The sequence below is a fragment of the Bacillus halotolerans genome (genome assembly GCF_004006435.1).
Lineage (GTDB): Bacteria > Bacillota > Bacilli > Bacillales > Bacillaceae > Bacillus > Bacillus halotolerans.
Map to the genome: position 1 here is coordinate 2,338,513 of NZ_CP029364.1, position 22,066 is coordinate 2,360,578.

A 22,066-nucleotide genomic window follows, 5' to 3' on the forward strand; every position below is an offset into this window, starting at 1 on the left:
CTCATTATAGTTAGATTTTCTGCTTATCACAATATGAAAGGTTTATAGGAATCAATTGACAGTATCAGGGTGATTTCGTAAAATGCTACATAAGAAAACTAGGTAGGGGTTTTGTCATGTTAAATCGTGAGCTGATTAAAGGCAGCACTGTGATATTGGTATTAACGCTCCTGAGTGAGAGGCCGATGTATGGCTATGAGCTTGTAAAAGAGATGGGAAGCCGCAGCGATCATGAACTGCAAATGAAAGAGGGAACATTGTATCCTTCCCTTCATAAACTTGAACGGCAAGGATATATTTCTTCCTATTGGGAGAAGCAGGAGAAAGGCCCGGATCGTAAGTATTATCGGATTACAGAAGACGGCAGAGAGATCCTGGCAGAGCGCACAAAGGAATGGAGCATGTTTTCAGCCATGATGGACCGAATGCTGAAGCGGGGCGGACAGAATGGATAAAGAGACTTATTTATATAAAGTGAAAAACGGGCTTAAAGGGGTTTCTGATTGTGAAGCGATGATCGAAGAGATCGAAAACCATATTGAACACCACTTGTTTCACTTCATTCAAGAGGGAAAGAGTGAGGTGGAAGCCATGGAATGTTTGCTTCGGGATTTTGGCACACCGGATGAGATTGTATCTTCCTTTCAGAAAGAACAGCCTGTATCCGCCCGTACGTTTTTATTATTCCATCTTTTCTGCAATAGTGCTTTATTTGCAGCAGGTATTATCATTACGGTATTGCATGCATGGTTAGAATCTCCCTTTGTTCATGCAGTGTGGAAAGGCATTTCTGTTTCTGTGTGGCTGATTTTAGCTGCTTATATTCTCTATTGGGTGCTGATTGGGTACCAAGGCGTCAGGGAGTTCGGGCAACGCGGTGAACGGCTTGTTTTACATACGATTCTTATTTCCATGGTGCCGAACGTTATTTTTATGTTTGTTTTTCTGTTTGATCTCGTTCCTGCTGCGCTGTTTCAATCTTTGCTGACACCTTGGTTTATAGGGGCGTGTGCTTGTGCTACGCTGTTATTTCCGGCGTGCGGACGAATAGGCTGTTATTTTGGCAGGTGCCAGCTTGCCTGATTTTTTAGGTATATACATAGAAATTCTATGTAATAAGGGGGATTGTCATGAGACTCGGCTCTTGTTTATATGGCTTTGTTATTCATGTGGCTGTATTTTTGTTTGTGGGTGCCTCCATGCTTTTGGTTATGGCTGTGTCCGTACCGCTTGTTTTTTTGCTCGATAGGCTGCCAGATGTTGTTTTTACTGCTGGTGCAATCATTTTTCTATTATTCTTCTATTCTATAGGCTGGTTTTGGGCACTCAGGCTTGCTTGCCACCAACGCATGCGTCTGTTTGATGTTCAATTGGGGTCCTTTGTTCTGCTGGCCTTGCTGATTGGTTTGTTCTTATCAGATGGAACGAGTGTTTCTGAAATTGTGAGGGATTGGGACGATGCAGGCTGTGCTTTTGTTCCGCCGGCATTCACTTTTTTGTGCCTTTCTTACGCATTGGTGCTGCTGCCGGTCTATCAATCGAAGCTGTGGCATCTCGTCCTGCCGAATGGCGTCCGCCTGAAAGATGTCGTTCGTGTATGCGCAGATCTGATGCTGATTATGGTGCTTCTGGTAGGCGTCACATTGCTGTTTCTGTAGTTTCCATTTCACAGTTCGGTAGGATCTTCCCACTGATCTCCCGTCCAATATATGTTTTAATAGTACATGACTATGAAAATGAGAAGGAGAGCATCATGAAGATTTCTATCGTAATTGTGACCTATAATCGGATTCCGGCTTTGTGCGAGCTGCTGGAGTCGATTTCGCAGCAGACTATGAAGCCGTATGAAGTCATTATTGTCAATGATGCCGGGGAATCGGTTGAGCGGGCCAAAGCACTGTATCCGGAGCTGCCGATTGTTGTGATTGATTTAGAGAAGAACTCAGGCCATGTGGCCGCGAGAAATGCGGGTGTCAAAGAGGTGTCAGGCGACTGTATCATGCTTTGTGATGATGATGATTTCTTCACGCCGGGCCATCTGGAAAGAATGGCGAAGGAAATGGAAACGGCAGATTTCGTTCATTCTGATGCCGAAATTGTGTCGTTTGAAGAGAGGGAAGGGACAAGATATCCGATTTCGCGGAAGTTATTTGCGTATACCGCTGATTATGAGGATATGAGAGTGTTCTCGACCTACGTGCCGTCGGGCAGCATGTACAGACGTTTCCTGCACGATGAGATCGGGTATTTCGATGCTGATGTGCATAATTATTGGGACTGGGATTTTTACTTGCGTGCAGCGAAGGATTACCGGGTCAAGCGTGTGCCTTGTGCCAGTGTAATATATGCATTCAGTGACGCGGGAGACAATCAGTCCGCAGACCTTGGCGCCAAGCGGAAGCAATATTTGGATCGTTTAAGCGAGAAGCACGGACTAGGGGAACTGCCGACGAAAAACTTTGCCGTCCTGCTTGAAGAGCCTGAGATGAAGAGACGGGAAGCACAAAGTGAGATTGTTTGGGATGGCAAACCTGTCTATTCCAGACTTCATCGTTCGTAAGGAGGTTTGCATCTTGAAACAGCTTTTACAGGACAGCTGGTGGGAACAGCTGAAGGAAGAGTTTGAAAAACCGTATTATCAAGAGCTGAGAGAAATGCTGAAGCGGGAATACATGGAGGAGACGATCTATCCGGACAGCCGCGATATCTTTAATGCGCTGCACTATACGCCGTACGATGATGTCAAGGTGGTCATTCTCGGCCAAGATCCGTATCACGGGCCTGGACAGGCTCAAGGCTTAAGCTTCTCCGTAAAGCCGGGCGTGAAGCAGCCGCCTTCATTAAAAAATATTTTTCTCGAGCTTCAGGATGATATCGGATGCAGCATACCGAATCACGGGTCGCTCGTCAGCTGGGCGAAGCAGGGGGTTCTTTTGCTGAATACCGTGCTCACGGTGCGGCGCGGACAGGCGAATTCCCATAAGGGAAAAGGCTGGGAGCGGCTGACTGACCGGATGATTGACGTGCTGAATGAAAGAGAGCGGCCGATCATCTTTATATTGTGGGGCCGGCATGCCCAAATGAAAAAAGAACGGATCGATACGTCCAAGCATTTTATTATTGAATCGACGCATCCCAGCCCGTTCTCAGCAAGAAACGGATTTTTTGGCAGCAGGCCATTTTCAAGGGCAAATGCCTTCTTGGAGAAAATGGGTGAGGCTCCGATTGATTGGTGTATAAAGGATTTATAAAAAGCGCAGATGGCCTGCGCTTTTTTATTTGAGTATTTTTCGAATCAAACGCAAGCCGTTTTTGGAGGATGGATAACGGAAAGCGAAGTCGAAGCGGTTCGTTTGCTTGACGACGCTTTTTTTATGCGTAAATGTATTAAAACTGTCAAATCCGTGATAGCTGCCGATTCCGCTTTCTCCCACGCCGCCAAATGGCAAATACGGTGTCGCGGCATGCATTAACGTATCGTTGACACAGCCGCCGCCAAACGACAGGTTTTCTAATACCTCTCGTTCAATTGTTTGGTTTGTCGTAAACACATACAGGGCGAGCGGCTTGGGACGCGACTTGATTTTCTCAATGACTTCATCGATGCCGCGATATGTAAACAGCGGAAGAATGGGTCCGAAAATTTCCTCTTGCATTACAGGGGAATCATCTGTGACTTGATCGAGAATGGTCGGCGCTATTTTGTGGTGCCTGTGATCGGCTTGGCCGCCGCTTAGCGCGACGCCGTCTTTCAGAAAGCTCAGCAGCCGCTGATAGTGGCGTTCACTGACGATTTTGCCATAAGCCGGATTCAGTTCGGGCTGCGGTCCGTAAAACTCGCCAATGACACGCTTCATTTCTTCCGCAAGCGCTATTTTGATGTCTTTGTGAACGAGCAAATAATCCGGTGCGATGCAGGTTTGGCCCGCATTCGTAAATTTCCCGAAGACGATGCGTTTGGCGGCAAGCTTGATGTCAGCATCCTTATGCACGATGCAGGGGCTTTTGCCCCCCAGCTCTAAGGTGACAGGGATTAATTGTTTGGCCGCCGCTTCCATGACAACTTTTCCTATGGCGACGCTTCCCGTAAAAAATATGTAGTCGAACGGCTGCTGTAATAAAGCTGTGCTGATGTCCGGCCCGCCTTCCGCCAAAGCGACATAATGATCCGGAAAAACGTCGCGGATGAGATCGGAAAGAACAGCCGAAACAGCTGGCGTATATTCTGAGGGTTTGAGAACGACCGTGTTTCCGGCCGCAATGGCTCCGATCAGTGGAGAAAGCGCCAGCTGGAAGGGATAGTTCCATGGCGCAATCACCAAGACGGTGCCATACGGCTCGGGGATAATGACACTTTTGGAACCGATATGGGTTAATGGCGTTTTGACTCTTTTCGGCTTGGCCCATTTTTTCAGCCGTTTCATCACAAAGCTGATTTCCTCCAGAACGATGCCGATTTCCGTTGAGTATGCTTCTTGTTCAGATTTGTGAAGATCCTGATAGAGAGCGGCTGTGATGTCTGCTTCATACGCTTTGATGGTGTGTTTCAGTTTCTTTAAGACGTCCAGTCTTGAGTCAATTGATTTCGTATGCCCTGCCGCGAAAAATGCTTGATGGCTGCTGACAATAGAGGGGATGCTGTTCATATTCTCTCTCCTTCCTGCGGGTCATGGTGATTCATTATGTGAAAATTGTCTTCTGCTTGTCAAATGCGAGGCGCTTGTCAGAAAAAATAACAAACTCTTGTCTGCGTTTGCGGCGGGAATTTGATAAAATGCAGGGAGACTACATTTTATTTTTGGAGGATTTTTTATGAACATTCATATATCCGCTTTGATTCAGAAGATGGAAGAGGAATTGAAGAAAGCAAAGACGGCTGAAGGTGATGAGGAGCTGAAGCGTCACGTGGCGGTCGTCCGTTCTTTGTGCGACGTCGTGCTGGATCAGCCGGAGACGGGGAGCACGCCGCGCATTCAGCCGAGTGTCACGGCAAGTCCTTCGGCGCCGCCTTCGACAGACCAGCTGCTGATGGAAAAAATGATGGGCAGCGCGGGATTAAACAAATATCGGAAGCAGGAAAAAGATAAGCAGGAAGAGGATGGAAACGGAGAGTCTTTATTTGATTTTTAATCAGAAAGGTTGAGCTTACGTGAAATTGGTTCTTGGCGCTCTGCAATGGACAGCGTTTATGATTGCCGCGGCGATTGTTGTTCCGGTGGCGGTTGCCCAGTCGTTTCATCTGGATCATTCAGATTCTGCACGGCTGATTCAAAGCACTTTTTTTGTATTGGGAATTGCCGCAGTTATTCAGTGTTTGAAAGGACACCGGCTGCCTATAAATGAAAGCCCTGCCGGCTTGTGGTGGGGAGTGTACACGATCTACGGCGGCCTGACCGGAACGGTGTTTGCGACATATGGCGAAACATTGCGCGGCTTGCAGGGGGCGCTTCTTGTAAGCGCTGTATGTTTCTTTTTGTTAAGTGTCTTCAAGGTCATTGACCGGCTTGCTGCCTTGTTTACTCCGGTTGTGACAGGGGTCTATTTGCTGCTGCTCGTCATGCAGCTGAGCCAGCCGATAATAAAAGGGCTTCTCGGCATCGGCTATTTAAAAGACAGCGTGGACGGTCTTGTATTTGTCCTGGCGCTGGTTGTCGTCGCCGCAGCTTTTATCATGTCAAATTCTCATATCGTTTTTTTAAAGCAATATTCTATTTTATTGGCCCTTTTCGGCGGATGGGTGCTGTTTGCGGCTGCGGGCGTTGCGAAACCGATCGAAATGCCGGATCGGCTGTTTCAGCTGCCGTCTCTGTTTCCGTTCGGTGCTCCGTTATTTAACAGCGGCCTAGCCATCACCTCGGTTTTTATTACGATCCTGCTGATCGTTAACATGCTGGCAAGTATGAAGGTTGTGGACATTGCGGTGAAAAAATTCGGCAAACAGACAGATGGAAAGCGTCATGAGCGCCCTGCCGGTTTTGCGGCTGCATTCAGCCATTTGCTGAGCGGTTTGTCTGGAGCCATTGCACCGGTTCCGATTTCGGGAGCCGCGGGTTTTATTGAAACGACAAAGATGCCTTCTAAAAAGCCGTTTGTTCTCGGCAGTATGCTGGTCGTTTTCATCAGCGTGATTCCGTTTTTTATGAATGCGTTTGCGAGTCTGCCGTCACCCGTTGGATTCGCGGTAAACTTTGTTGTGTTCTCGGCAATGGTTGGTTTGGCGTTTACTGAATTTGATTCCTATGAGAAATCAGAGCTGAAAAGAGTGCGGGCTGTGATCGGCATTTCACTGCTTACAGGTGTCGGCATTATGTTTGTGCCAGAAAGTGCATTAAAGGATATGCATCCGGTGTTTATTTCTCTGTTAAGCAACGGGCTTGTCTTAGGGACGCTTGCTGCAATAGCGATGGATCAGTTTCAGCTTTGGCGCAGGAGAAAATCCGACAATCTCGTGTCATCAGAGAACAAACATTGAATTTTCATACAGGTGCGATATGATAATTGATATGAGTTTAACGAAAAGGCGGGAGAGAATAGATGAAAGTATTTATTATATTAGGCGCTATTAATGCCATGCTTGCCGTGGGCCTCGGGGCATTTGGCGCACACGGATTAGAAGGGAAAATTCCTGATAAATATCTTCAGGTGTGGCACACAGGCGTGCAGTATCATATGTATCACGCGCTGGGGCTTTTTGTTGTCGCGTTTCTTGCGGATAAACTGTCTGGCATCGGCAGCGTCACAACAGCCGGTTGGCTGATGTTTGCGGGGATTGTGCTGTTTTCCGGAAGCTTATACATCCTCAGTGTGACGCAAATTTCCATTCTCGGGGCAATCACGCCGCTTGGCGGTGTGGCGTTCATTATTTCTTGGATCATGATCGTTGTCGCAGCCGTCAAATATCTATAAATAAAAAAGCCAATCCTCATGATTATGAGTGATTGGCTTTTTTTCTCTATCTTGGCGAATAGGATGACATCGAGTATGGGTACGTATATGCAATTTCTTCATCAAAGGTAACGTAATCAAGATAGATCGTCAGCAGAAGATAGCGGGTTCCTGTCTTTGGATCGCTGATAATAATGTGATCCCGGCCCGCAGCCTCGATGACGCCGCGAAAAATCTTTGATCCCCACTCTTTGCTGTTTTCAAATGTCATATAGATGGTAGCCGTTTTTCCCCTGTTCAGTCGCAGTATATTTTCGATATATGATTCCTCGACAGGCAGCATGCCGGGAATGTTTTGGCCGCCCGATGGCGTCGGCCCCGATGGAATTTGAAACCCGCCGCCCTGGCCTTGCTGCTGAGTGGGGAATCCGAAGCCTTGCTGCCCCTGCTGCATGGGCATTTGCTGCATTTGTCCCATAGTCTGCATTTGTGGGCCTTGCATTTGCGGGCCTTGCCCTTGCGGCTGCGGGTACGGATTTGGGCCGAATTGAGGCGAATACCCCTGCATATCATATCCCTGCATTTGCTGATATTGATTTTTTTTCGGTTTCATATCGTTCCTCCTTTTTATGAAAACCATTCAGAACATGTTCCGGATGTATAAATAAACGATCCGAGATGACTCACCTCCGATGACAAACGATCTTAGTCGCTAGTGCGATTTTTATCTCTTTCACCTTATGAGGCCAAAGCTTGGAATATGCTGAAAAAAAGAACAGTGAGCGTGCCGATTTCTCTGGGCGATCACTGTTTTTTCAATGGACGTACACAATCTTTTCGCATATTAGTCTGTATTCCTAGCGCAACTTGCGCTTAAGCAACATAAGATAACGTTAGTTTCAGGTGTGAAAATTCAAGAAGGAGGTGTAGGATTTGCCGAAAGTTTCAGTGATTATGACGAGCTATAACAAAAGCGATTATGTGGCAAAATCCATTTCAAGCATACTCTCACAAACTTTTTCTGATTTTGAATTGTTTATTATGGATGACAACTCAAATGAAGAGACGCTGAATGAAATCCGTCCCTTTTTGAATGATAACCGTGTGCATTTCTATCAAAGCGATGTATCTGGAGTGAAGGAAAGAACGGAAAAAACGAGATACGCGGCCCTGATCAATCAAGCGATTGAGATGGCAGAGGGTGAATATATCACCTATGCGACGGATGACAACATCTATATGCCGGATCGGCTGTTAAAGATGGTGCGTGAACTCGATGATCACCCGGAAAAGGCTGTGATCTACTCAAGCTCGAAAACCTATCATTTAAACCAGAATCGAGACATTATAAAAGAAACTGTCAGGCCCGCCAGTCAAGTAACGTGGAACGCTCCGTGCGCAATTGACCATTGCTCGGTGATGCACAGGTATTCGGTGCTTGAGAAGGTGAAGGAGTCGTTTGGCTCTTATTGGGATGAAAGCCCGGCGTTTTATCGGATCGGTGATGCCCGGTTCTTTTGGAGAGTCAATCATTTTTATCCGTTTTACCCGCTGGCCGAGGAGCTTGATCTGAACTATATTACAGACCAATCCATTCATTTTCAGCTGTTTGAGTCAGAAAAAAACGAGTTCGTTCGGAATCTTCCTCCTCAGCGCAACTGCCGCGAACTGCGTGAATCATTAAAAAAGCTTGGAATGGGGTGAGAGTTTGTCGGCCTATTTAAGCAATTATTGGGTGTTGTACCGGAAGTATGCGGAGCTTTTTGACAGGCTTCGCTACAAGGGGATTCCGCTTGGGCTTATTAGTAATTTTTACCAATACATCAACCCTGAGCTGAGAGTGATGATGGAAGAAGAACCGGAATTATTCGGGCCTGCGGATCAGCATATCGATGAAGGCCAGATTCAGACGTTTTTTGAAGAGAAAAAACAGAGCATTGCCAAAACAAATGACGCGCCTGTTAAGGGAAAAGTGATCTTGCATTTTGATCACCTTCGTTTTGCAAACGCTAATTACTACCAATTTGATCCTGAGAAAACAGCTGTTTTGGCAAGATGGAGTATGCCGAATTATTGCGATTTGCCTGTGATCAGCAAGCCTGAAGTGGCTGCTTCATGTGAAAAAGGCGATCCGAAGCCGTATCTTGAAAAGGCTTTTTCGATTCTTTCGGCTTATGATGACCACCCGGCATTCGGTGATCAAGCATTTCGTGAACGGCTTTTCAAGGATATTCCTTTGTTCATGGAAGCCATTGACACAGTAGATGCTTTATTCAAGAAAGAGAACATTTCTGCCGTTGTCGTAGGAACGACAGAAGACATTTACAGCAGGGTGCTCGCTCTTATGTGCGAAAGGAGAGGGGCCGTGAGCGTCTGCCTTCAGCATGGAGCGCTGATGGGTGATGAAGCCTTCTTGCCCGTTTTTACAACCTATCAGGCTGTTTTTGGCGCATATGAAGCTGGTTGGTATCAGCAAAAAGGCTGCAAACCAGAACAGATTCTCATAACGGGACATCCCCGCTTTGACGAAATTTTTAACAGGACACCTATGGACATGTCAGTATTTTATCGAAAGCTGGCCTTTCACCCGTCTAAAAAAATCATTTTGATCGCGACACAGCCCTTTTCCGAGGAATTTTATTCAAGTGTGTTAGCGGAGCTTACCACGCAAAAACAGCTGCAAATCATCATTAAACCTCACCCATGGGAAATCGGAAAAAACAAGCTGGATCTGTATCATGCGGCGGCAAAAAAACATAAAGCATGCAGAGTCATCAAAAAAGAGATGGATCTGTACGATATTCTGGCGTATGCTGACGCCGCTGTGACACAAACCTCAACGGTGGGCCTTGAGGCCATGCTGTTTCAAAAGCCCGCACTGATCGGGAAATCGACCGGAAACCGCACGTATCCTTATTACGAGTCTCTTGGCGATTTTATATTTGAAAAACCGGAGGAATTAGCGCGCACCCTGATTGAGGTTCTTCAAAATCCCGCCATGTATCAGAAGGCTGAAGCGGCGCGTCTGTCATTTACGGCTTCCAATTACCCGGTTACTGAGTCGACGCTCGCCTTGTTTTCGGAACTGAGAGCAAAAACAGGAGTTGATTACAGGCGGGATCATTCTGAATAAAACGATAGGAGCGCAAAGAAATGGTGCAAAAGAGAAATCATTTTCTTCCTTATTCCTTGCCGCTGATCGGAAAGGAAGAAATTCAGGAGGTCACAGAAACGCTTGAATCCGGATGGCTTTCCAAAGGTCCGAAGGTTCAGCAGTTTGAAAAAGAGTTTGCCGCGTTTGTCGGAGCTAAGCACGCCGTGGCGCTGAATTCATGTACCGCTGCTTTATTTTTGGCTTTAAAAGCAAAAGGGGTCGGACCGGGTGATGAAGTCATAACCTCTCCACTGACGTTCAGCTCAACCGCCAATACGATTATTCATACCGGAGCAACGCCGGTGTTTGCGGATATAGATGAAAAGACGCTTAACATTGATCCGAAAAAGCTTGAGACGGCGGTCACACCGCGGACGAAAGCCGTTGTACCCGTCCACTTTGGGGGGCAGTCCTGTGACATGGACGCAATTTTAGCCATTGCCCAAACGCACGGTCTATTTGTGCTCGAGGATGCGGCGCACGCAGTATACACCACTTATAAGCAGAGAATGATCGGCTCCATCGGGGATGCGACAGCATTCAGCTTCTACGCGACCAAAAACCTGGCGACAGGGGAAGGCGGCATGCTGACGACGGATGATGAGAAGCTTGCCGACAAAATCAGGGTTCTGAGCCTTCACGGCATGAGCAAAGGCGCGTGGAACCGTTATTCTTCAAATGGCAGCTGGTACTATGAGATCGAGTCGCCCGGCTACAAAATGAACATGTTTGATCTGCAGGCGGCGCTCGGGCTTCATCAGCTGAAACGGCTGGATGACATGCAAAAACGGAGAGAAGAGATTGCAGGTCAGTATCAAGCCGCTTTTCAGCAAATCCCGGGGCTGATCACGCCGTTTGTTCACAACGAAGGACGGCACGCCTGGCATTTATATGTCCTGCAAGTTGATGAAAAACAGGCCGGCGTCACTCGGGATGAAATGATTACGGCTCTAAAGGATGAATACAATATCGGGACCAGTGTTCATTTTATCCCAGTGCATATTCATCCGTATTATCAAAAGGAATTCGGATTTAAGGAAACAGACTACCCGCTCGCCATGAAGTATTACAAACGCACCCTGTCACTCCCGCTGTATCCATCAATGTCTGACGAAGATGTCAACGACGTGATAGAGGCCGTGCGGGACATCGCAAAAGGGGCTGGTTAGGTGTATACGATAAAAGAGAATGTTTCCAAAGAGGCGATCATGGAATTTCTCCAAAGCAAACAGATGACACTTGACGGGTCGTATCAATTTTCGCTCGGCCTATTTGAAAACAGCCAGCTTCAAGGCGTGATGCTGTATGAAGACGCCCTTTGGGAAAGCAAAATGCTTCAGAAAAAAGTCATGAACGTAAAGCTTCTCGCGGCTAACAGCACAGGACAGCTGAAACGGCTATTTCAGGCCTTTTATTCTGTTCGGCAAACGGATGAAACGGATTTTGTGTTTGTGCGTGTACCGGCAGAGGATATCGGAGCAGTACATGTCATTCAGCAGCAGCCGTCCTCTTATTTTGTCGGCAGTTTGCTTAAACTGGCGAAGACCCCGTCTATATATGAAAAAACGCCGCCATTTTTTGAACTGGTTCAGCCTGAGCCTGGAGACACCGAAGAGATTTGCCAGTTAGCCAGCGACGCATTTACGAAAAGCAGATATTTTCACGATCCTTATCTCAGCCGTGAGGCAGCGAACAAAATCTTTCAAGAGTGGACACGAAACAATCTGATGGGGAGAGCGGATATCAATATTGCCGCTAAATATAATGGGGAAATAATCGGCTACCTGCAAGGTTTATCAAAAGGTGATGAGTATGTGCTTGATTTGATGGCTGTGAAGCCGGGGTATGAAGGCAAGCGTATCGCGTTTCATTTATTGGCGCATCTCATAGAACAACCGGAGACGCTGAAGCATAAAACGGTAACAGCGGGGACGCAGCTTCATAATGTAAGAGCGATCCGCCTATATGAAAGAATGGGCTTCACCGCTGTTCAATCATATTACTATTACCACATTTGGCCGGGCAAGGAGGCGAAATAATGGCGGGTTTTCAGATCGCAAACAAAACTGTCGGCAAAGGTGCTCCCGTTTTTATCATTGCCGAGGCAGGAATTAATCATGACGGAAAATTGGATCAGGCCTTTGCACTGATTGATGCCGCGGCGGAAGCGGGTGCAGATGCCGTTAAATTTCAAATGTTCCAGGCTGATAAGATGTATCAGAAAGATCCTGGATTATACAAAACGGCTGCGGGCAATGATGTATCAATTTTTTCTCTCGTTCAGTCCATGGAATTGCCCGCGGAGTGGATTGATCCGCTTTTGGACTACTGTCGCAAGAAACAGGTGATTTTTTTAAGCACGGTGTGTGATGAAGGATCAGCTGATCTGCTGCTTTCCACTTCTCCAAGTGCTTTTAAAATCGCATCCTATGAAATTAACCATCTCCCGCTGCTCAAGTACGTCGCCCGCATGAACAGGCCGATGATTTTTTCGACAGCCGGAGCGGAAATTGCTGATATTCATGAGGCTTGGCGCACCATCAGAGCAGAGGGCAACCACGAAATTGCCATTATGCATTGTGTGGCGAAATACCCTGCACCGCCTGAATACAGCAACCTCAGTGTGATCCCGATGCTTGCCGCCGCTTTTCCGGATGCGCCCATCGGTTTTTCGGATCATAGCGAGCACCCGACAGAAGCGCCATGTGCCGCGGTCCGGCTCGGCGCCAGACTGATAGAAAAGCATTTTACTATCGATAAAAACCTGCCGGGGGCTGATCATTCATTTGCATTAAATCCGGATGAATTAAAGGAAATGGTCAAGGCCATCAGGGAAACGGAAGCCGAGCTGAAACTAGGCATCAGGAAGCCAGTTTCTGAAAAGCTGCTGGGCAGTTCATACAAAACAACAACTGCCATTGAGGGTGAGATCAGAAAATTTGCATATAGGGGAATTTTCACAACGGTTCCGATTCAAAAAGGGGATGCCTTCAGCGAAAACAATATTGCCGTGCTCCGCCCCGGACAAAAGCCTCAGGGGCTGCACCCGAGATTTTTTGAGCTATTGACCGGCGGCGTGCGTGCGGTAAGGGACATCCCGGCAGACACAGGCATTACGTGGGAAGATATTTTAACGAAGGACAGCCCGTCCCATGGATGACATACTTTTTATCGTGCAGGCGAGAATGGGATCGGAACGCCTTCCTGGAAAAGTACTGCGTCCGCTTGGTTCGGAGCATTTACTCGATATTCTCGTTCAGCGCGTACGGCAAAGCGCATTCTATCAAAAGGAGCGCGATAATCTTGTCATCGCTACATCTGACAAAAAAGCCGACGATGTATTAGAGGCACACTGCATCAAGAACGGCATTCGCGTTTTCCGCGGCAGTGAGGAACGGGTTCTCGACAGATTTGCGCGAGTCATAAAGGCTTCGAAACCGGAAGTCGTCATCCGCTTAACGGGGGATAATCCGTTTGTCGATCCAGAGTTGCTCGATATGATGATTTCGGCTCATCTTGATCAAGGTGCGGATTATACGTATATCCTGAACACGCCGTTAGGCATTTGCGGTGAAGCGGTGAGCGCCAAGCTTTTGCTCGATATCAGCGGCATCAAAATGCTGGAGGATAAATACCAAGAGCATGTCACCTTGTATGTCCGGAAACATCCCCATCTTTACCGTTTGCAGTTTTTAGAGGCTCCGGAACAGCTCTGCGCTCCTCAATATCGGCTGACCGTCGATACGGAGGAAGACTATCAATTGGTCTCAGCCCTCTATCAAAAAGCAGGCGAGCGCCCTGATGTCTCGGCTGCAGAGTTAATCAGCCTGCTGAACCAGCACCCTGATCTGGCGGCGATGAACGGTATGACAAAGCAAAAAGAGGTTGAGTAGCATGCATATCGGGATATTCGCAGACGGCGGGTTCGAGAAAGGAATGGGGCACGTCGTTCGAATGAAAAGGCTTGCGCAAGAACTCAAACACCGCTGTTCCATTACGTTTTACACAAATGACGAGTCTGAACAATTTCTTCAAGAAGAGTACTGGCAGGTCATCGTAAAACCGGGGCTTCAGCAAAATGAATGTATTCTCCGGGAAATAAACGATAAAAAGCTCGATCTGCTTTTATTCGATATCCTTGGTGCACCTGTCGATTTATTAACAAAAATAAAAGCAGGCACAGATGCCAAAATCGTTCTGTTCGAAGAAAAAAATGAGAAAGCGATAGGTCAAAGTGATGCGGTCATTAACGGAATTTACGGCGATGTTAGAAGCAAGGTTTACGATCAGGGAAACGCCCGTGTCTATGAAGGCCCGGATTATCTTATTCTCCACCCTGCCTTTCAAGCCGCAAGAGCTGATTACGCACTTAAGGAAGACTGCCGCAATATTCTTGTTGCATTAGGAGGAAGCGATCCAAAGCAGCTTGTTTTTAAAGTGATAGCAGCGGCCGATCAGCTTCCGGACAGGAAAGACAAGAAAATGATTTTTATCATGGGCAGCGCTTCACCGCATCAAGAGGCGGTCCGTAAATTGATTCAAAACAAACCCCAATACGCACTAATCGAGCAGACAAATGACATGGCTGTGTTTATGAAGCAAGCAGATGCAGCCATTGTCGCCGGCGGCATCTCGCTTTATGAAGCGATCTGTATCGGCGTGCCGTGCCTCGTGCTTTCTCAGGTTGCCCATCAAACCGCAACCGCTGCAAAATTTGCGGAACATGGTGCCGTTCTTGATCTTGGCCTGGGAGAGAATATATCCGTTGAAAAGCTTGCTTATCATATGTCACAAATATTCAGCAGCTATCCTCTCCGTCTTTCTCTGCACGAGGGAGGAAGGCCGCTCGTAGATGGAAAAGGAATGAAACGGGTATCAGCCATTCTTTATGATTTGCTTGATGATAAGATATAAAAATGCACGTAAGGAAGTGTTAATGTGAAAGGTGTCATTTTAGCCGGAGGAAACGGCTCACGCCTTATGCCCTTAACCAAAGCCGTCAACAAGCATTTGCTTCCTGTAGGCCCTTATCCGATGATTTACTGGTCGATAATGAAGCTTGAGGAAGCCGGAATTAAAGAGATTTTACTCATCAGCCAAAAAGAGCACATGCCGCAGTTTTATAAGCTGCTGGGAAGCGGGGAGGAGCTTGGCGTCTCCGTCACTTATCAAGTGCAGCCCGCCGCATCGGGAATTTCAGATGGGTTATCATATGCAAAACGCTTTACCGGAAAGGAGCCTTTCATTTTATTATTAGGTGATAATATATTCGAAGATTCATTAAAGCCTTATACGGAGCGATTTCAACAGCAGGGAAAAGGGGCGAAAGTGCTTCTGAAAGAAGTGGGTGATCCAGAACGTTTTGGGATTGCTGAGATTGATGAGAAAAACAAACACATTCGATCCATTATTGAAAAACCTGCACATCCGCCGACCAACCTTTGTGTAACCGGTATTTACATGTATGATGCAGAGGTGTTTTCGTATATTGAACAAATATCACCATCCAAGCGCGGCGAGCTGGAAATCACTGATGTAAATAATTTATACATTGAAAACAGCAAGCTTACGTATGATGTGTTATCGGGCTGGTGGGTCGATGCAGGAACACACGAATCGCTTTATCTCGCCTCCCGGCTGGTACATCAGGCTTTACAGAAAGGACAGGACGAATAGCTATGGCAAAATCATATTTCATTACAGGCGGGGCCGGGTTCATAGGGCTCACGTTTACAAAGCTCATGCTGGAGGAAACGGATGCGCGCATTACCGTTCTAGATAAATTAACGTATGCCAGCCACCCGCAGGAAATCGAAAAACTAAAGGAAAACAGCCGGTTTCGGTTTGTAAAAGGGGATATCAGCATTCAGGAGGATATCGACCGGGCGTTTGACGAGACCTATGACGCCGTGATTCATTTCGCCGCGGAATCGCATGTAGACAGAAGCATCTCCCAAGCGGAGCCGTTTATCACAACGAATGTCATGGGCACATACCGTCTGGCTGAGGCAGTCTTACAAGGAAAAGCCAAAAAGCTGATTCATATTTCAACAGACGAGGTGTACGGGGATTTAGAAGCGAATGATCCCGCATTTACGGAAGCAACGCCGCTTTCTCCTAACAACCCTTATTCCGCGAGCAAAGCGAGCTCTGACCTTCTTGTTCTATCGTATGTGAAAACACACAAACTGCCGGCTATTATTACACGCTGCAGCAACAATTACGGCCCATATCAGCATAGTGAAAAAATGATCCCAACGATTATCCGCCATGCAAAACAAGGCTTGCCGGTTCCGCTCTACGGCGACGGGCTTCAGATCAGAGACTGGCTTTTTGCAGAGGACCATTGCCGCGCCATCAAGCTGATTTTAGAAAAAGGAACCGACGGTGAGGTGTATAATATCGGCGGCGGAAATGAACGCACGAATAAAGAGCTGGCGAGTATCATCATGAAACATTTGGGCTGTGAGGAATTGTTTGCTCACGTCGAAGACCGAAAAGGGCATGACCGGCGCTACGCGATCAATGCGTCAAAGCTGAAAAATGAGCTTGGCTGGCGGCAGGAAGTGCCGTTTGAAGAAGGCATTGCGCGCACGATTCGCTGGTATACAGACAATGACCGATGAGAAGGTGATCCGATTGACAAAGGTATTGGTAACCGGTGCGGGCGGACAGCTTGGCTTGGAGCTGTGCCGCCAGCTGAAGCAAGCCGGATATGAGGTCATTGCATTAACAAAGCAGATGATGAACATCGCCGATCAGCGTTCTGTACGGCATTCGTTCGGGCATTATCAGCCGGATATCGTGGTCAATACCGCCGCGTTTACGTCCGTCGACAAATGCGAGACGGAGCTGGATAAAGCATACTTGATCAACGGAGTTGGCGCTTATTACACTGCGCTGGAGTCATCCCGCATCGGAGCGCAATATGTTCATATCAGCACGGATTATGTATTTGACGGGAAGGGGACCCAGCCATACAGGGAAGACGGCCACCTTGACCCGAACACCATCTACGGTAAAAGCAAAAAACTCGGAGAAGAGCTGATCCAGTTAGCAAGAACCGACAGCACGATCATCAGAACATCGTGGGTGTATGGACAAAGCGGCAGCAATTTTGTTCATACGATGCTGAAGCTCGCAGAAACAAAACAAGAGCTGCGGGTTGTGAATGATCAAATCGGCTCGCCGACCTATACGAAGGATTTGGCGGAAGCGGTCATCAAGCTGTTCAGTCATCCGCCGGGCATCTACCATGTCAGCAATTCAGGCATATGCAGCTGGTATGAGTTCGCAAAGGCCATTATGGAAGAAAGCGGGCTGAACACAACGATTACGCCCGTGACGACAGAGGAATACGGGAATCCGACACCCCGGCCGGCTTACTCTGTGCTGAGCCACCGGGCCATTGAAGAAGCCGGCATACGCCCGCGCCATTGGCGGGAAGCTTTACGGGAATTTTTGCAGGAAAGGAGCAGTGCGCGTGATTGAAGGAGTCAAGGTTAAGAAACTGACAAAGCATTGTGATGACAGAGGTTTTTTTGCCGAACTGGTTCGCGATGATGAGAACCTTCTTGAGCATTTTGGGCAGGCGTCTTGGTCCAAAAGCTATCCGGGTGTGATTAAAGCGTTTCATTATCACGAGAAGCAGGATGATCTCTGGTTCTTCCCGACAGGCCACGCTCAGGTTGTCCTTTACGACCTGCGGGAGGATTCAGAAACAAAGGGAGAAACCGATGTCTATTATATGGGAGAAGACAACCCGATGCTGTTATTGATTCCAAAAGGCGTCGCTCACGGATACAGAGTGCTGGGCGAAACGCCGCTGACAATTATCTATTTTACGACAACCTCGTATAACCCTGATCAGCCCGATGAAAAAAGAATCCCATGGAATGATGAGACAATCGGTTTTAACTGGAATACCGAATTTAAATAAATCATAGAGCAGTTATCCATCGAAGATCATCAGGCATCTTCGACTTTTTTTGTCCTGTTTTGATATCAGGACAAAAGATAGAGATACAAGGCGCATATTTTACTAGATACGGATCAGAAATAGTCTATTAGAATCTTGTGTAAATAGGATGAATTTATTACATCATTCCAAGTGTTAATATTCCTGAAAAAACATTTACTTCCATGGAAAATGGTGATAGATTAACTTTTAAGAAAAAGAAATGGTAATTCGCGAGTTACGGTAAAACGCTTTTTCTGCAGAGGACGCTCTGGCCAAATTCCAACCGTGATTTGAGGAGGAAATGTCATGTTAAAAAGAAATTCATTTGTATCTTCATTTTTCATCAGTTCAGCTGTCCTGCTATCAATCTTGCTTCCTTCAGGCCAAGCGCATGCACAGTCTGCATCAATTGAGGCAAAAACCGTAAACAGTACAAAAGAATGGACGACTTCAGATATTGAAGTGACTTATAAACCAAACGCAGTGCTTTCTCTGGGAGCAGTCGAGTTTCAATTTCCTGACGGATTCCACGCGACAACAAGAGATTCTGTGAATGGAAGAACACTGAAAGAAACACAGATTTTAAACGATGGAAAAACGGTCAGGCTGCCGCTTACTCTTGATTTGTTAGGGGCGTCTGAATTCGATCTCGTCATGGTGCGCAAAACGCTTCCGCGTGCAGGCACATACACGATTAAAGGCGATGTGGTAAACGGTCTGGGAATCGGCAGTTTTTATGCTGAAACACAGCTGGTTATCGACCCTCGTTAATATCAATAGAAATGATCAGGGGCTGGTGTGATATCAGCCTCTTTTTTTGTATGGTTAAAAAACTGGTACGAATCTTGCATGTAGATAAGGGTGAACCCAATCAAGAAAGGAATTGATCTATTACAGTTTTTTAAAAGCGCTTACATTTTTCTGGAGATAAAAATATGATGAGGTGAAAAAACATGTCAGAAAAACAAATCACAAAGGATGAAGAAAAAGAAGCTCTCAATTTATTTCTGTCTACGCAAGCGATCATAAAGGAAGCCCTGCGGAAATTGGGCTATCCGAGCGGAATGTATGAGTTAATGAAAGAGCCGATGAGAATGCTCACTGTACGAATTCCGGTGAAAATGGATAACGGCAGTGTGAAAGTGTTTACAGGCTATCGTTCACAGCACAATGACGCGGTCGGCCCGACAAAAGGGGGCGTGCGTTTTCATCCCGAGGTGAATGAAGAGGAAGTGAAGGCGTTATCGATTTGGATGACGCTCAAATGCGGGATCACGAATTTGCCGTACGGCGGCGGAAAGGGCGGCATTATTTGTGATCCGCGGACGATGTCATTTGGAGAATTGGAACGGCTGAGCCGGGGGTATGTCCGCGCCATCAGCCAGTTAGTCGGCCCGACAAAGGATATTCCCGCTCCCGATGTATACACCAATTCGCAAATTATGGCGTGGATGATGGACGAATACAGCCGGCTTCGGGAATTCGATTCCCCGGGTTTTATCACAGGAAAACCGCTCGTTTTAGGCGGCTCACAGGGCCGGGAAACAGCAACCGCTCAAGGCGTAACCATTTGTATAGAAGAAGCGGTTAAGAAAAAAGGAATCAAGCTGCAAAACGCGCGCATCATCATACAGGGCTTTGGGAACGCCGGCAGTTTTCTGGCTAAATTTATGCATGATGCCGGCGCCAAGGTTATCGGTATTTCGGATGCCCACGGCGGTCTGTACAACCCGGATGGCCTCGATATTCCTTATTTGCTCGATAAGCGGGACAGTTTCGGAATGGTCACCAATTTATTTACAGATGTCATCACAAATGAAGAGCTGCTCGAACAAGAATGCGATATTTTAGTGCCGGCGGCTATTTCAAATCAAATCACAGCCAAAAACGCCCATAACATTAAGGCCTCAATTGTGGTCGAAGCGGCTAACGGGCCGACGACAATCGACGCGACAAAGATTTTGAATGAAAAAGGCGTACTCCTGGTGCCGGATATACTGGCGAGTGCCGGCGGCGTAACGGTTTCTTACTTTGAATGGGTTCAAAACAACCAAGGATATTATTGGGCAGAAGAAGAGGTTGCTGAAAAGCTGAGAAACGTGATGGTCAATTCATTTGAAACGATTTATCAGACCGCGGCCGCACACAAAGTCGATATGCGCTTGGCGGCTTACATGACGGGCATCAGAAAATCTGCAGAGGCGTCTCAATTCCGCGGATGGGTTTAGGGGGGATAATCCCCCCCTTTCTCCTGCAAAAATATTTTGCGTTTTTGTTTGCGAACGACATAAAAATCGCAAAGTGATTTTGCACTTTATACTCATAAAAGGGAAAATGTTTAGATTTCTGACAAAGTTCTCTGCGATTCTACAAGTTTTTTTGTGAAAAGACGAAATATTGGTACGAATCTTGCTTTTATATTCGTATGAAGACACATTACATAACGAGGGGGATTACATATGACCGTTTCATATGCGCACGAACCATTCACTGATTTTAAGGAAGCAAAGAATAAAACAGCCTTTCAAGAATCACTGGCCTTTGTAAATACTCAGCTCGGCAAGCATTATCCGATTGTCATTAATGGAGAAAAGATCGAAACGGATCGTAAAATTGTTTCGATTAATCCGGCCAATAAGGAAGAAGTGATCGGCTACGCCTCAACGGCTAATCAAGAGCTTGCTGAAAAAGCGATGCAATCAGCGTTACAGGCATTTGAATCGTGGAAAAAACAAAGACCGGAGCACCGTGCGAATATCCTTTTTAAAGCTGCGGCTATTTTGCGCAGAAGAAAGCATGAATTTTCAAGCTATCTTGTAAAGGAAGCGGGAAAACCGTGGAAGGAAGCAGATGCTGACACAGCGGAAGCAATAGACTTTTTAGAGTACTACGCGCGCCAAATCTTAAAACTGAAGGACGGGGCTCCGGTAAAGAGCCGGGCAGGCGAGTACAATCAATATCATTATGAAGCGCTTGGCGTCGGCATTGTCATTTCGCCATTTAATTTCCCGCTCGCCATTATGGCAGGGACTGCTGCGGCTGCGATTGTCACGGGGAATACGATCCTGTTGAAGCCGGCAGATGCTGCGCCAGTAGTGGCTGCTAAATTTGTCGAGGTGATGGAGGAAGCGGGTTTGCCAAACGGCGTTCTCAATTACATTCCGGGAGACGGAGCGGAAATTGGTGATTTCTTAGTAGAACACCCTAAAACAAGATTTGTATCATTTACAGGCTCCCGTGCGGTCGGCTGCCGGATTTATGAGCGTGCCGCAAAAGTACAGCCTGGCCAAAAATGGCTGAAACGCGTGATTGCTGAAATGGGCGGGAAAGACACAGTGCTTGTCGACAAAGATGCTGATTTGGATCTTGCTGCCTCTTCTATCGTTTACTCCGCATTCGGGTACTCAGGGCAAAAATGTTCAGCGGGTTCCCGTGCAGTGATTCATCAGGATGTCTATGATGAAGTCGTAGAAAAAGCAGTTGCGCTGACCAAAACGCTGACAGTCGGAAGTCCGGAAGACCCTGATACGTATATGGGGCCTGTGATTCATGAAGCTTCCTACAATAAAGTCATGAGCTATATTGAAATCGGCAAGTCTGAAGGCAAGCTTTTGGCCGGCGGAGAAGGCGATGATTCAAAAGGCTACTTTATTCAGCCGACGATCTTTGCAGATGTTGATGAACATGCGCGTCTCATGCAGGAAGAAATCTTCGGTCCGGTTGCTGCCATCTGCAAAGCGCGTGATTTCGACCATATGCTTGAGATTGCAAATAACACAGAATACGGACTGACAGGCGCTCTGCTGACGAAAAACCGTGTGCACATTGAACGGGCTCGCGAGGATTTTCATGTCGGAAACTTATACTTTAACAGAGGCTGTACCGGAGCTATTGTCGGCTATCAGCCATTCGGCGGGTTTAATATGTCCGGAACAGACTCAAAAGCAGGAGGTCCGGATTATTTAATTCTTCATATGCAGGCGAAAACAACGTCCGAAGCGTATTAATTGAGAAAACCGAAATAGTGCGATTGTTTTTAGATCGCACTATTTACATGTTTGGATGAG

At 47.0% G+C, this 22,066-nt stretch carries 24 protein-coding genes; 22 read left to right on the plus strand and 2 right to left on the minus strand.

The genetic code is table 11. From position 1 onward, the window contains the following. The first annotated feature begins 116 nt into the window (after positions 1 to 116). The 5 genes from DIC78_RS11935 (at position 117) to DIC78_RS11955 (ending at position 3,251) form a co-directional block, all read left to right on the plus strand. The gene (locus tag DIC78_RS11935) at positions 117 to 455 is read left to right on the plus strand and encodes a PadR family transcriptional regulator (protein WP_095712745.1); all 339 of its coding nucleotides are present in this window, start codon (positions 117 to 119) and stop codon (positions 453 to 455) included. Next, positions 448 to 1,083, plus strand: a complete 636-nt coding sequence (locus tag DIC78_RS11940) for a permease prefix domain 1-containing protein (RefSeq protein WP_127696362.1) — start codon at positions 448 to 450, stop codon at positions 1,081 to 1,083. Before DIC78_RS11935 ends, DIC78_RS11940 begins: the two co-directional genes overlap by 8 nt. A gap of 47 nt (positions 1,084 to 1,130) precedes the next feature. After that, the gene (locus DIC78_RS11945) at positions 1,131 to 1,658 is read left to right on the plus strand and encodes a hypothetical protein (protein ID WP_024123274.1); all 528 of its coding nucleotides are present in this window, start codon (positions 1,131 to 1,133) and stop codon (positions 1,656 to 1,658) included. Between the two features lie 95 nt (positions 1,659 to 1,753). Then, positions 1,754 to 2,560, plus strand: coding sequence for a glycosyltransferase family 2 protein (locus DIC78_RS11950; protein ID WP_127696363.1), 807 nt, complete (start codon positions 1,754 to 1,756; stop codon positions 2,558 to 2,560). A 13-nt stretch (positions 2,561 to 2,573) separates the two neighbouring features. After that, positions 2,574 to 3,251 (plus strand): uracil-DNA glycosylase, encoded by a 678-nt coding sequence (locus DIC78_RS11955; RefSeq protein WP_127696364.1) that lies wholly within the window; start codon positions 2,574 to 2,576, stop codon positions 3,249 to 3,251. Between the two features lie 24 nt (positions 3,252 to 3,275). On the opposite strand, the gene DIC78_RS11960 is transcribed toward DIC78_RS11955, so the two are convergent. Continuing rightward, on the minus strand, positions 3,276 to 4,646 hold the full coding sequence (locus DIC78_RS11960; RefSeq protein WP_127696365.1) for an aldehyde dehydrogenase: 1,371 nt from the start codon (positions 4,644 to 4,646) through the stop codon (positions 3,276 to 3,278). A 166-nt stretch (positions 4,647 to 4,812) separates the two neighbouring features. Between DIC78_RS11960 and DIC78_RS11965 the strand changes: the two genes are divergently transcribed. The 3 genes from DIC78_RS11965 to DIC78_RS11975 all read left to right on the plus strand — a co-directional run bounded on the left by DIC78_RS11965 (position 4,813) and on the right by DIC78_RS11975 (position 6,906). Beyond that, positions 4,813 to 5,130, plus strand: coding sequence for a YwdI family protein (locus DIC78_RS11965; RefSeq protein WP_095712750.1), 318 nt, complete (start codon positions 4,813 to 4,815; stop codon positions 5,128 to 5,130). A 19-nt stretch (positions 5,131 to 5,149) separates the two neighbouring features. Beyond that, the gene (locus tag DIC78_RS11970) at positions 5,150 to 6,472 is read left to right on the plus strand and encodes a purine/pyrimidine permease (protein ID WP_106019756.1); all 1,323 of its coding nucleotides are present in this window, start codon (positions 5,150 to 5,152) and stop codon (positions 6,470 to 6,472) included. A gap of 62 nt (positions 6,473 to 6,534) precedes the next feature. Further along, entirely contained in the window at positions 6,535 to 6,906 is a 372-nt protein-coding gene (locus DIC78_RS11975; RefSeq protein WP_010332332.1) for a DUF423 domain-containing protein, read from the plus strand. Between the two features lie 46 nt (positions 6,907 to 6,952). Here DIC78_RS11975 and gerQ read toward each other — a convergent pair whose 3' ends face one another. Further along, positions 6,953 to 7,498, minus strand: a complete 546-nt coding sequence (gene gerQ, locus DIC78_RS11980; protein ID WP_024123267.1) for a spore coat protein GerQ — start codon at positions 7,496 to 7,498, stop codon at positions 6,953 to 6,955. Between the two features lie 320 nt (positions 7,499 to 7,818). Here gerQ and spsA point away from each other — a divergent pair, with 320 nt between their 5' ends. The 14 genes from spsA (at position 7,819) to pruA (ending at position 22,006) form a co-directional block, all read left to right on the plus strand. Next, positions 7,819 to 8,589 (plus strand): spore coat dTDP-glycosyltransferase SpsA, encoded by a 771-nt coding sequence (spsA, locus tag DIC78_RS11985; RefSeq protein ID WP_103671841.1) that lies wholly within the window; start codon positions 7,819 to 7,821, stop codon positions 8,587 to 8,589. Between the two features lie 4 nt (positions 8,590 to 8,593). Further along, entirely contained in the window at positions 8,594 to 10,018 is a 1,425-nt protein-coding gene (locus DIC78_RS11990) for a CDP-glycerol glycerophosphotransferase family protein (protein ID WP_127696366.1), read from the plus strand. 20 nt (positions 10,019 to 10,038) lie between these two features. Beyond that, positions 10,039 to 11,208 carry a DegT/DnrJ/EryC1/StrS family aminotransferase gene (locus DIC78_RS11995; protein WP_127696367.1) on the plus strand — a complete coding sequence of 390 codons (1,170 nt, stop codon included), beginning with the start codon at positions 10,039 to 10,041 and terminating at the stop codon, positions 11,206 to 11,208. Then, complete coding sequence (locus DIC78_RS12000) at positions 11,209 to 12,078, plus strand: GNAT family N-acetyltransferase (protein ID WP_106019753.1); 870 nt, start codon at positions 11,209 to 11,211, stop codon at positions 12,076 to 12,078. Beyond that, a complete protein-coding gene (locus DIC78_RS12005) occupies positions 12,078 to 13,199 on the plus strand; it encodes an N-acetylneuraminate synthase family protein (protein ID WP_106019752.1) in 1,122 nt (373 codons plus the stop codon). Before DIC78_RS12000 ends, DIC78_RS12005 begins: the two co-directional genes overlap by 1 nt. Further along, entirely contained in the window at positions 13,192 to 13,932 is a 741-nt protein-coding gene (locus tag DIC78_RS12010) for a cytidylyltransferase domain-containing protein (RefSeq protein ID WP_106019751.1), read from the plus strand. Before DIC78_RS12005 ends, DIC78_RS12010 begins: the two co-directional genes overlap by 8 nt. 1 nt (position 13,933) lies before the next feature. Continuing rightward, positions 13,934 to 14,953, plus strand: a complete 1,020-nt coding sequence (locus tag DIC78_RS12015; protein ID WP_106019750.1) for a PseG/SpsG family protein — start codon at positions 13,934 to 13,936, stop codon at positions 14,951 to 14,953. A 24-nt stretch (positions 14,954 to 14,977) separates the two neighbouring features. After that, positions 14,978 to 15,715, plus strand: coding sequence for a sugar phosphate nucleotidyltransferase (locus tag DIC78_RS12020; RefSeq protein WP_106019749.1), 738 nt, complete (start codon positions 14,978 to 14,980; stop codon positions 15,713 to 15,715). Between the two features lie 2 nt (positions 15,716 to 15,717). Then, on the plus strand, positions 15,718 to 16,665 hold the full coding sequence (gene rfbB / locus DIC78_RS12025) for a dTDP-glucose 4,6-dehydratase (protein ID WP_024123258.1): 948 nt from the start codon (positions 15,718 to 15,720) through the stop codon (positions 16,663 to 16,665). A 13-nt stretch (positions 16,666 to 16,678) separates the two neighbouring features. Continuing rightward, entirely contained in the window at positions 16,679 to 17,530 is an 852-nt protein-coding gene (rfbD, locus tag DIC78_RS12030; RefSeq protein ID WP_095712760.1) for a dTDP-4-dehydrorhamnose reductase, read from the plus strand. Further along, positions 17,523 to 17,978 carry a dTDP-4-dehydrorhamnose 3,5-epimerase family protein gene (locus DIC78_RS12035; RefSeq protein ID WP_010332322.1) on the plus strand — a complete coding sequence of 152 codons (456 nt, stop codon included), beginning with the start codon at positions 17,523 to 17,525 and terminating at the stop codon, positions 17,976 to 17,978. Before rfbD ends, DIC78_RS12035 begins: the two co-directional genes overlap by 8 nt. Before the next feature lie 327 nt (positions 17,979 to 18,305). Continuing rightward, positions 18,306 to 18,770 (plus strand): biofilm surface layer hydrophobin BslB, encoded by a 465-nt coding sequence (gene bslB, locus DIC78_RS12040; RefSeq protein WP_024123256.1) that lies wholly within the window; start codon positions 18,306 to 18,308, stop codon positions 18,768 to 18,770. Positions 18,771 to 18,952: 182 nt separating this feature from the next. Then, positions 18,953 to 20,227, plus strand: coding sequence for a glutamate dehydrogenase (gene rocG / locus DIC78_RS12045; protein WP_024123255.1), 1,275 nt, complete (start codon positions 18,953 to 18,955; stop codon positions 20,225 to 20,227). Between the two features lie 231 nt (positions 20,228 to 20,458). Beyond that, positions 20,459 to 22,006: an L-glutamate gamma-semialdehyde dehydrogenase gene (gene pruA / locus DIC78_RS12050; RefSeq protein ID WP_127696368.1), complete on the plus strand. Its 1,548-nt coding sequence runs from the start codon at positions 20,459 to 20,461 to the stop codon at positions 22,004 to 22,006. The last annotated feature ends 60 nt before the right edge of the window (positions 22,007 to 22,066 follow it).

Excerpts from the sequence above, each read along its gene's own strand:
- rfbB (WP_024123258.1), top strand. The coding sequence starts at position 15,718 with ATGGCAAAATCATATTTCATTACAGGCGGGGCCGGGTTCATAGGGCTC.
- DIC78_RS12005 (WP_106019752.1), top strand. The coding sequence starts at position 12,078 with ATGGCGGGTTTTCAGATCGCAAACAAAACTGTCGGCAAAGGTGCTCCC.
- DIC78_RS12010 (WP_106019751.1), top strand. The coding sequence starts at position 13,192 with ATGGATGACATACTTTTTATCGTGCAGGCGAGAATGGGATCGGAACGC.
- pruA (WP_127696368.1), top strand. The coding sequence starts at position 20,459 with ATGACCGTTTCATATGCGCACGAACCATTCACTGATTTTAAGGAAGCA.
- bslB (WP_024123256.1), top strand. The coding sequence starts at position 18,306 with ATGTTAAAAAGAAATTCATTTGTATCTTCATTTTTCATCAGTTCAGCT.
- DIC78_RS11975 (WP_010332332.1), top strand. The coding sequence starts at position 6,535 with ATGAAAGTATTTATTATATTAGGCGCTATTAATGCCATGCTTGCCGTG.
- DIC78_RS11945 (WP_024123274.1), top strand. The coding sequence starts at position 1,131 with ATGAGACTCGGCTCTTGTTTATATGGCTTTGTTATTCATGTGGCTGTA.
- DIC78_RS11940 (WP_127696362.1), top strand. The coding sequence starts at position 448 with ATGGATAAAGAGACTTATTTATATAAAGTGAAAAACGGGCTTAAAGGG.
- DIC78_RS11950 (WP_127696363.1), top strand. The coding sequence starts at position 1,754 with ATGAAGATTTCTATCGTAATTGTGACCTATAATCGGATTCCGGCTTTG.
- DIC78_RS11935 (WP_095712745.1), top strand. The coding sequence starts at position 117 with ATGTTAAATCGTGAGCTGATTAAAGGCAGCACTGTGATATTGGTATTA.
- rocG (WP_024123255.1), top strand. The coding sequence starts at position 18,953 with ATGTCAGAAAAACAAATCACAAAGGATGAAGAAAAAGAAGCTCTCAAT.
- gerQ (WP_024123267.1), bottom strand. The coding sequence starts at position 7,498 with ATGAAACCGAAAAAAAATCAATATCAGCAAATGCAGGGATATGATATG.
- DIC78_RS11965 (WP_095712750.1), top strand. The coding sequence starts at position 4,813 with ATGAACATTCATATATCCGCTTTGATTCAGAAGATGGAAGAGGAATTG.
- DIC78_RS11995 (WP_127696367.1), top strand. The coding sequence starts at position 10,039 with ATGGTGCAAAAGAGAAATCATTTTCTTCCTTATTCCTTGCCGCTGATC.
- DIC78_RS11960 (WP_127696365.1), bottom strand. The coding sequence starts at position 4,646 with ATGAACAGCATCCCCTCTATTGTCAGCAGCCATCAAGCATTTTTCGCG.
- DIC78_RS12015 (WP_106019750.1), top strand. The coding sequence starts at position 13,934 with ATGCATATCGGGATATTCGCAGACGGCGGGTTCGAGAAAGGAATGGGG.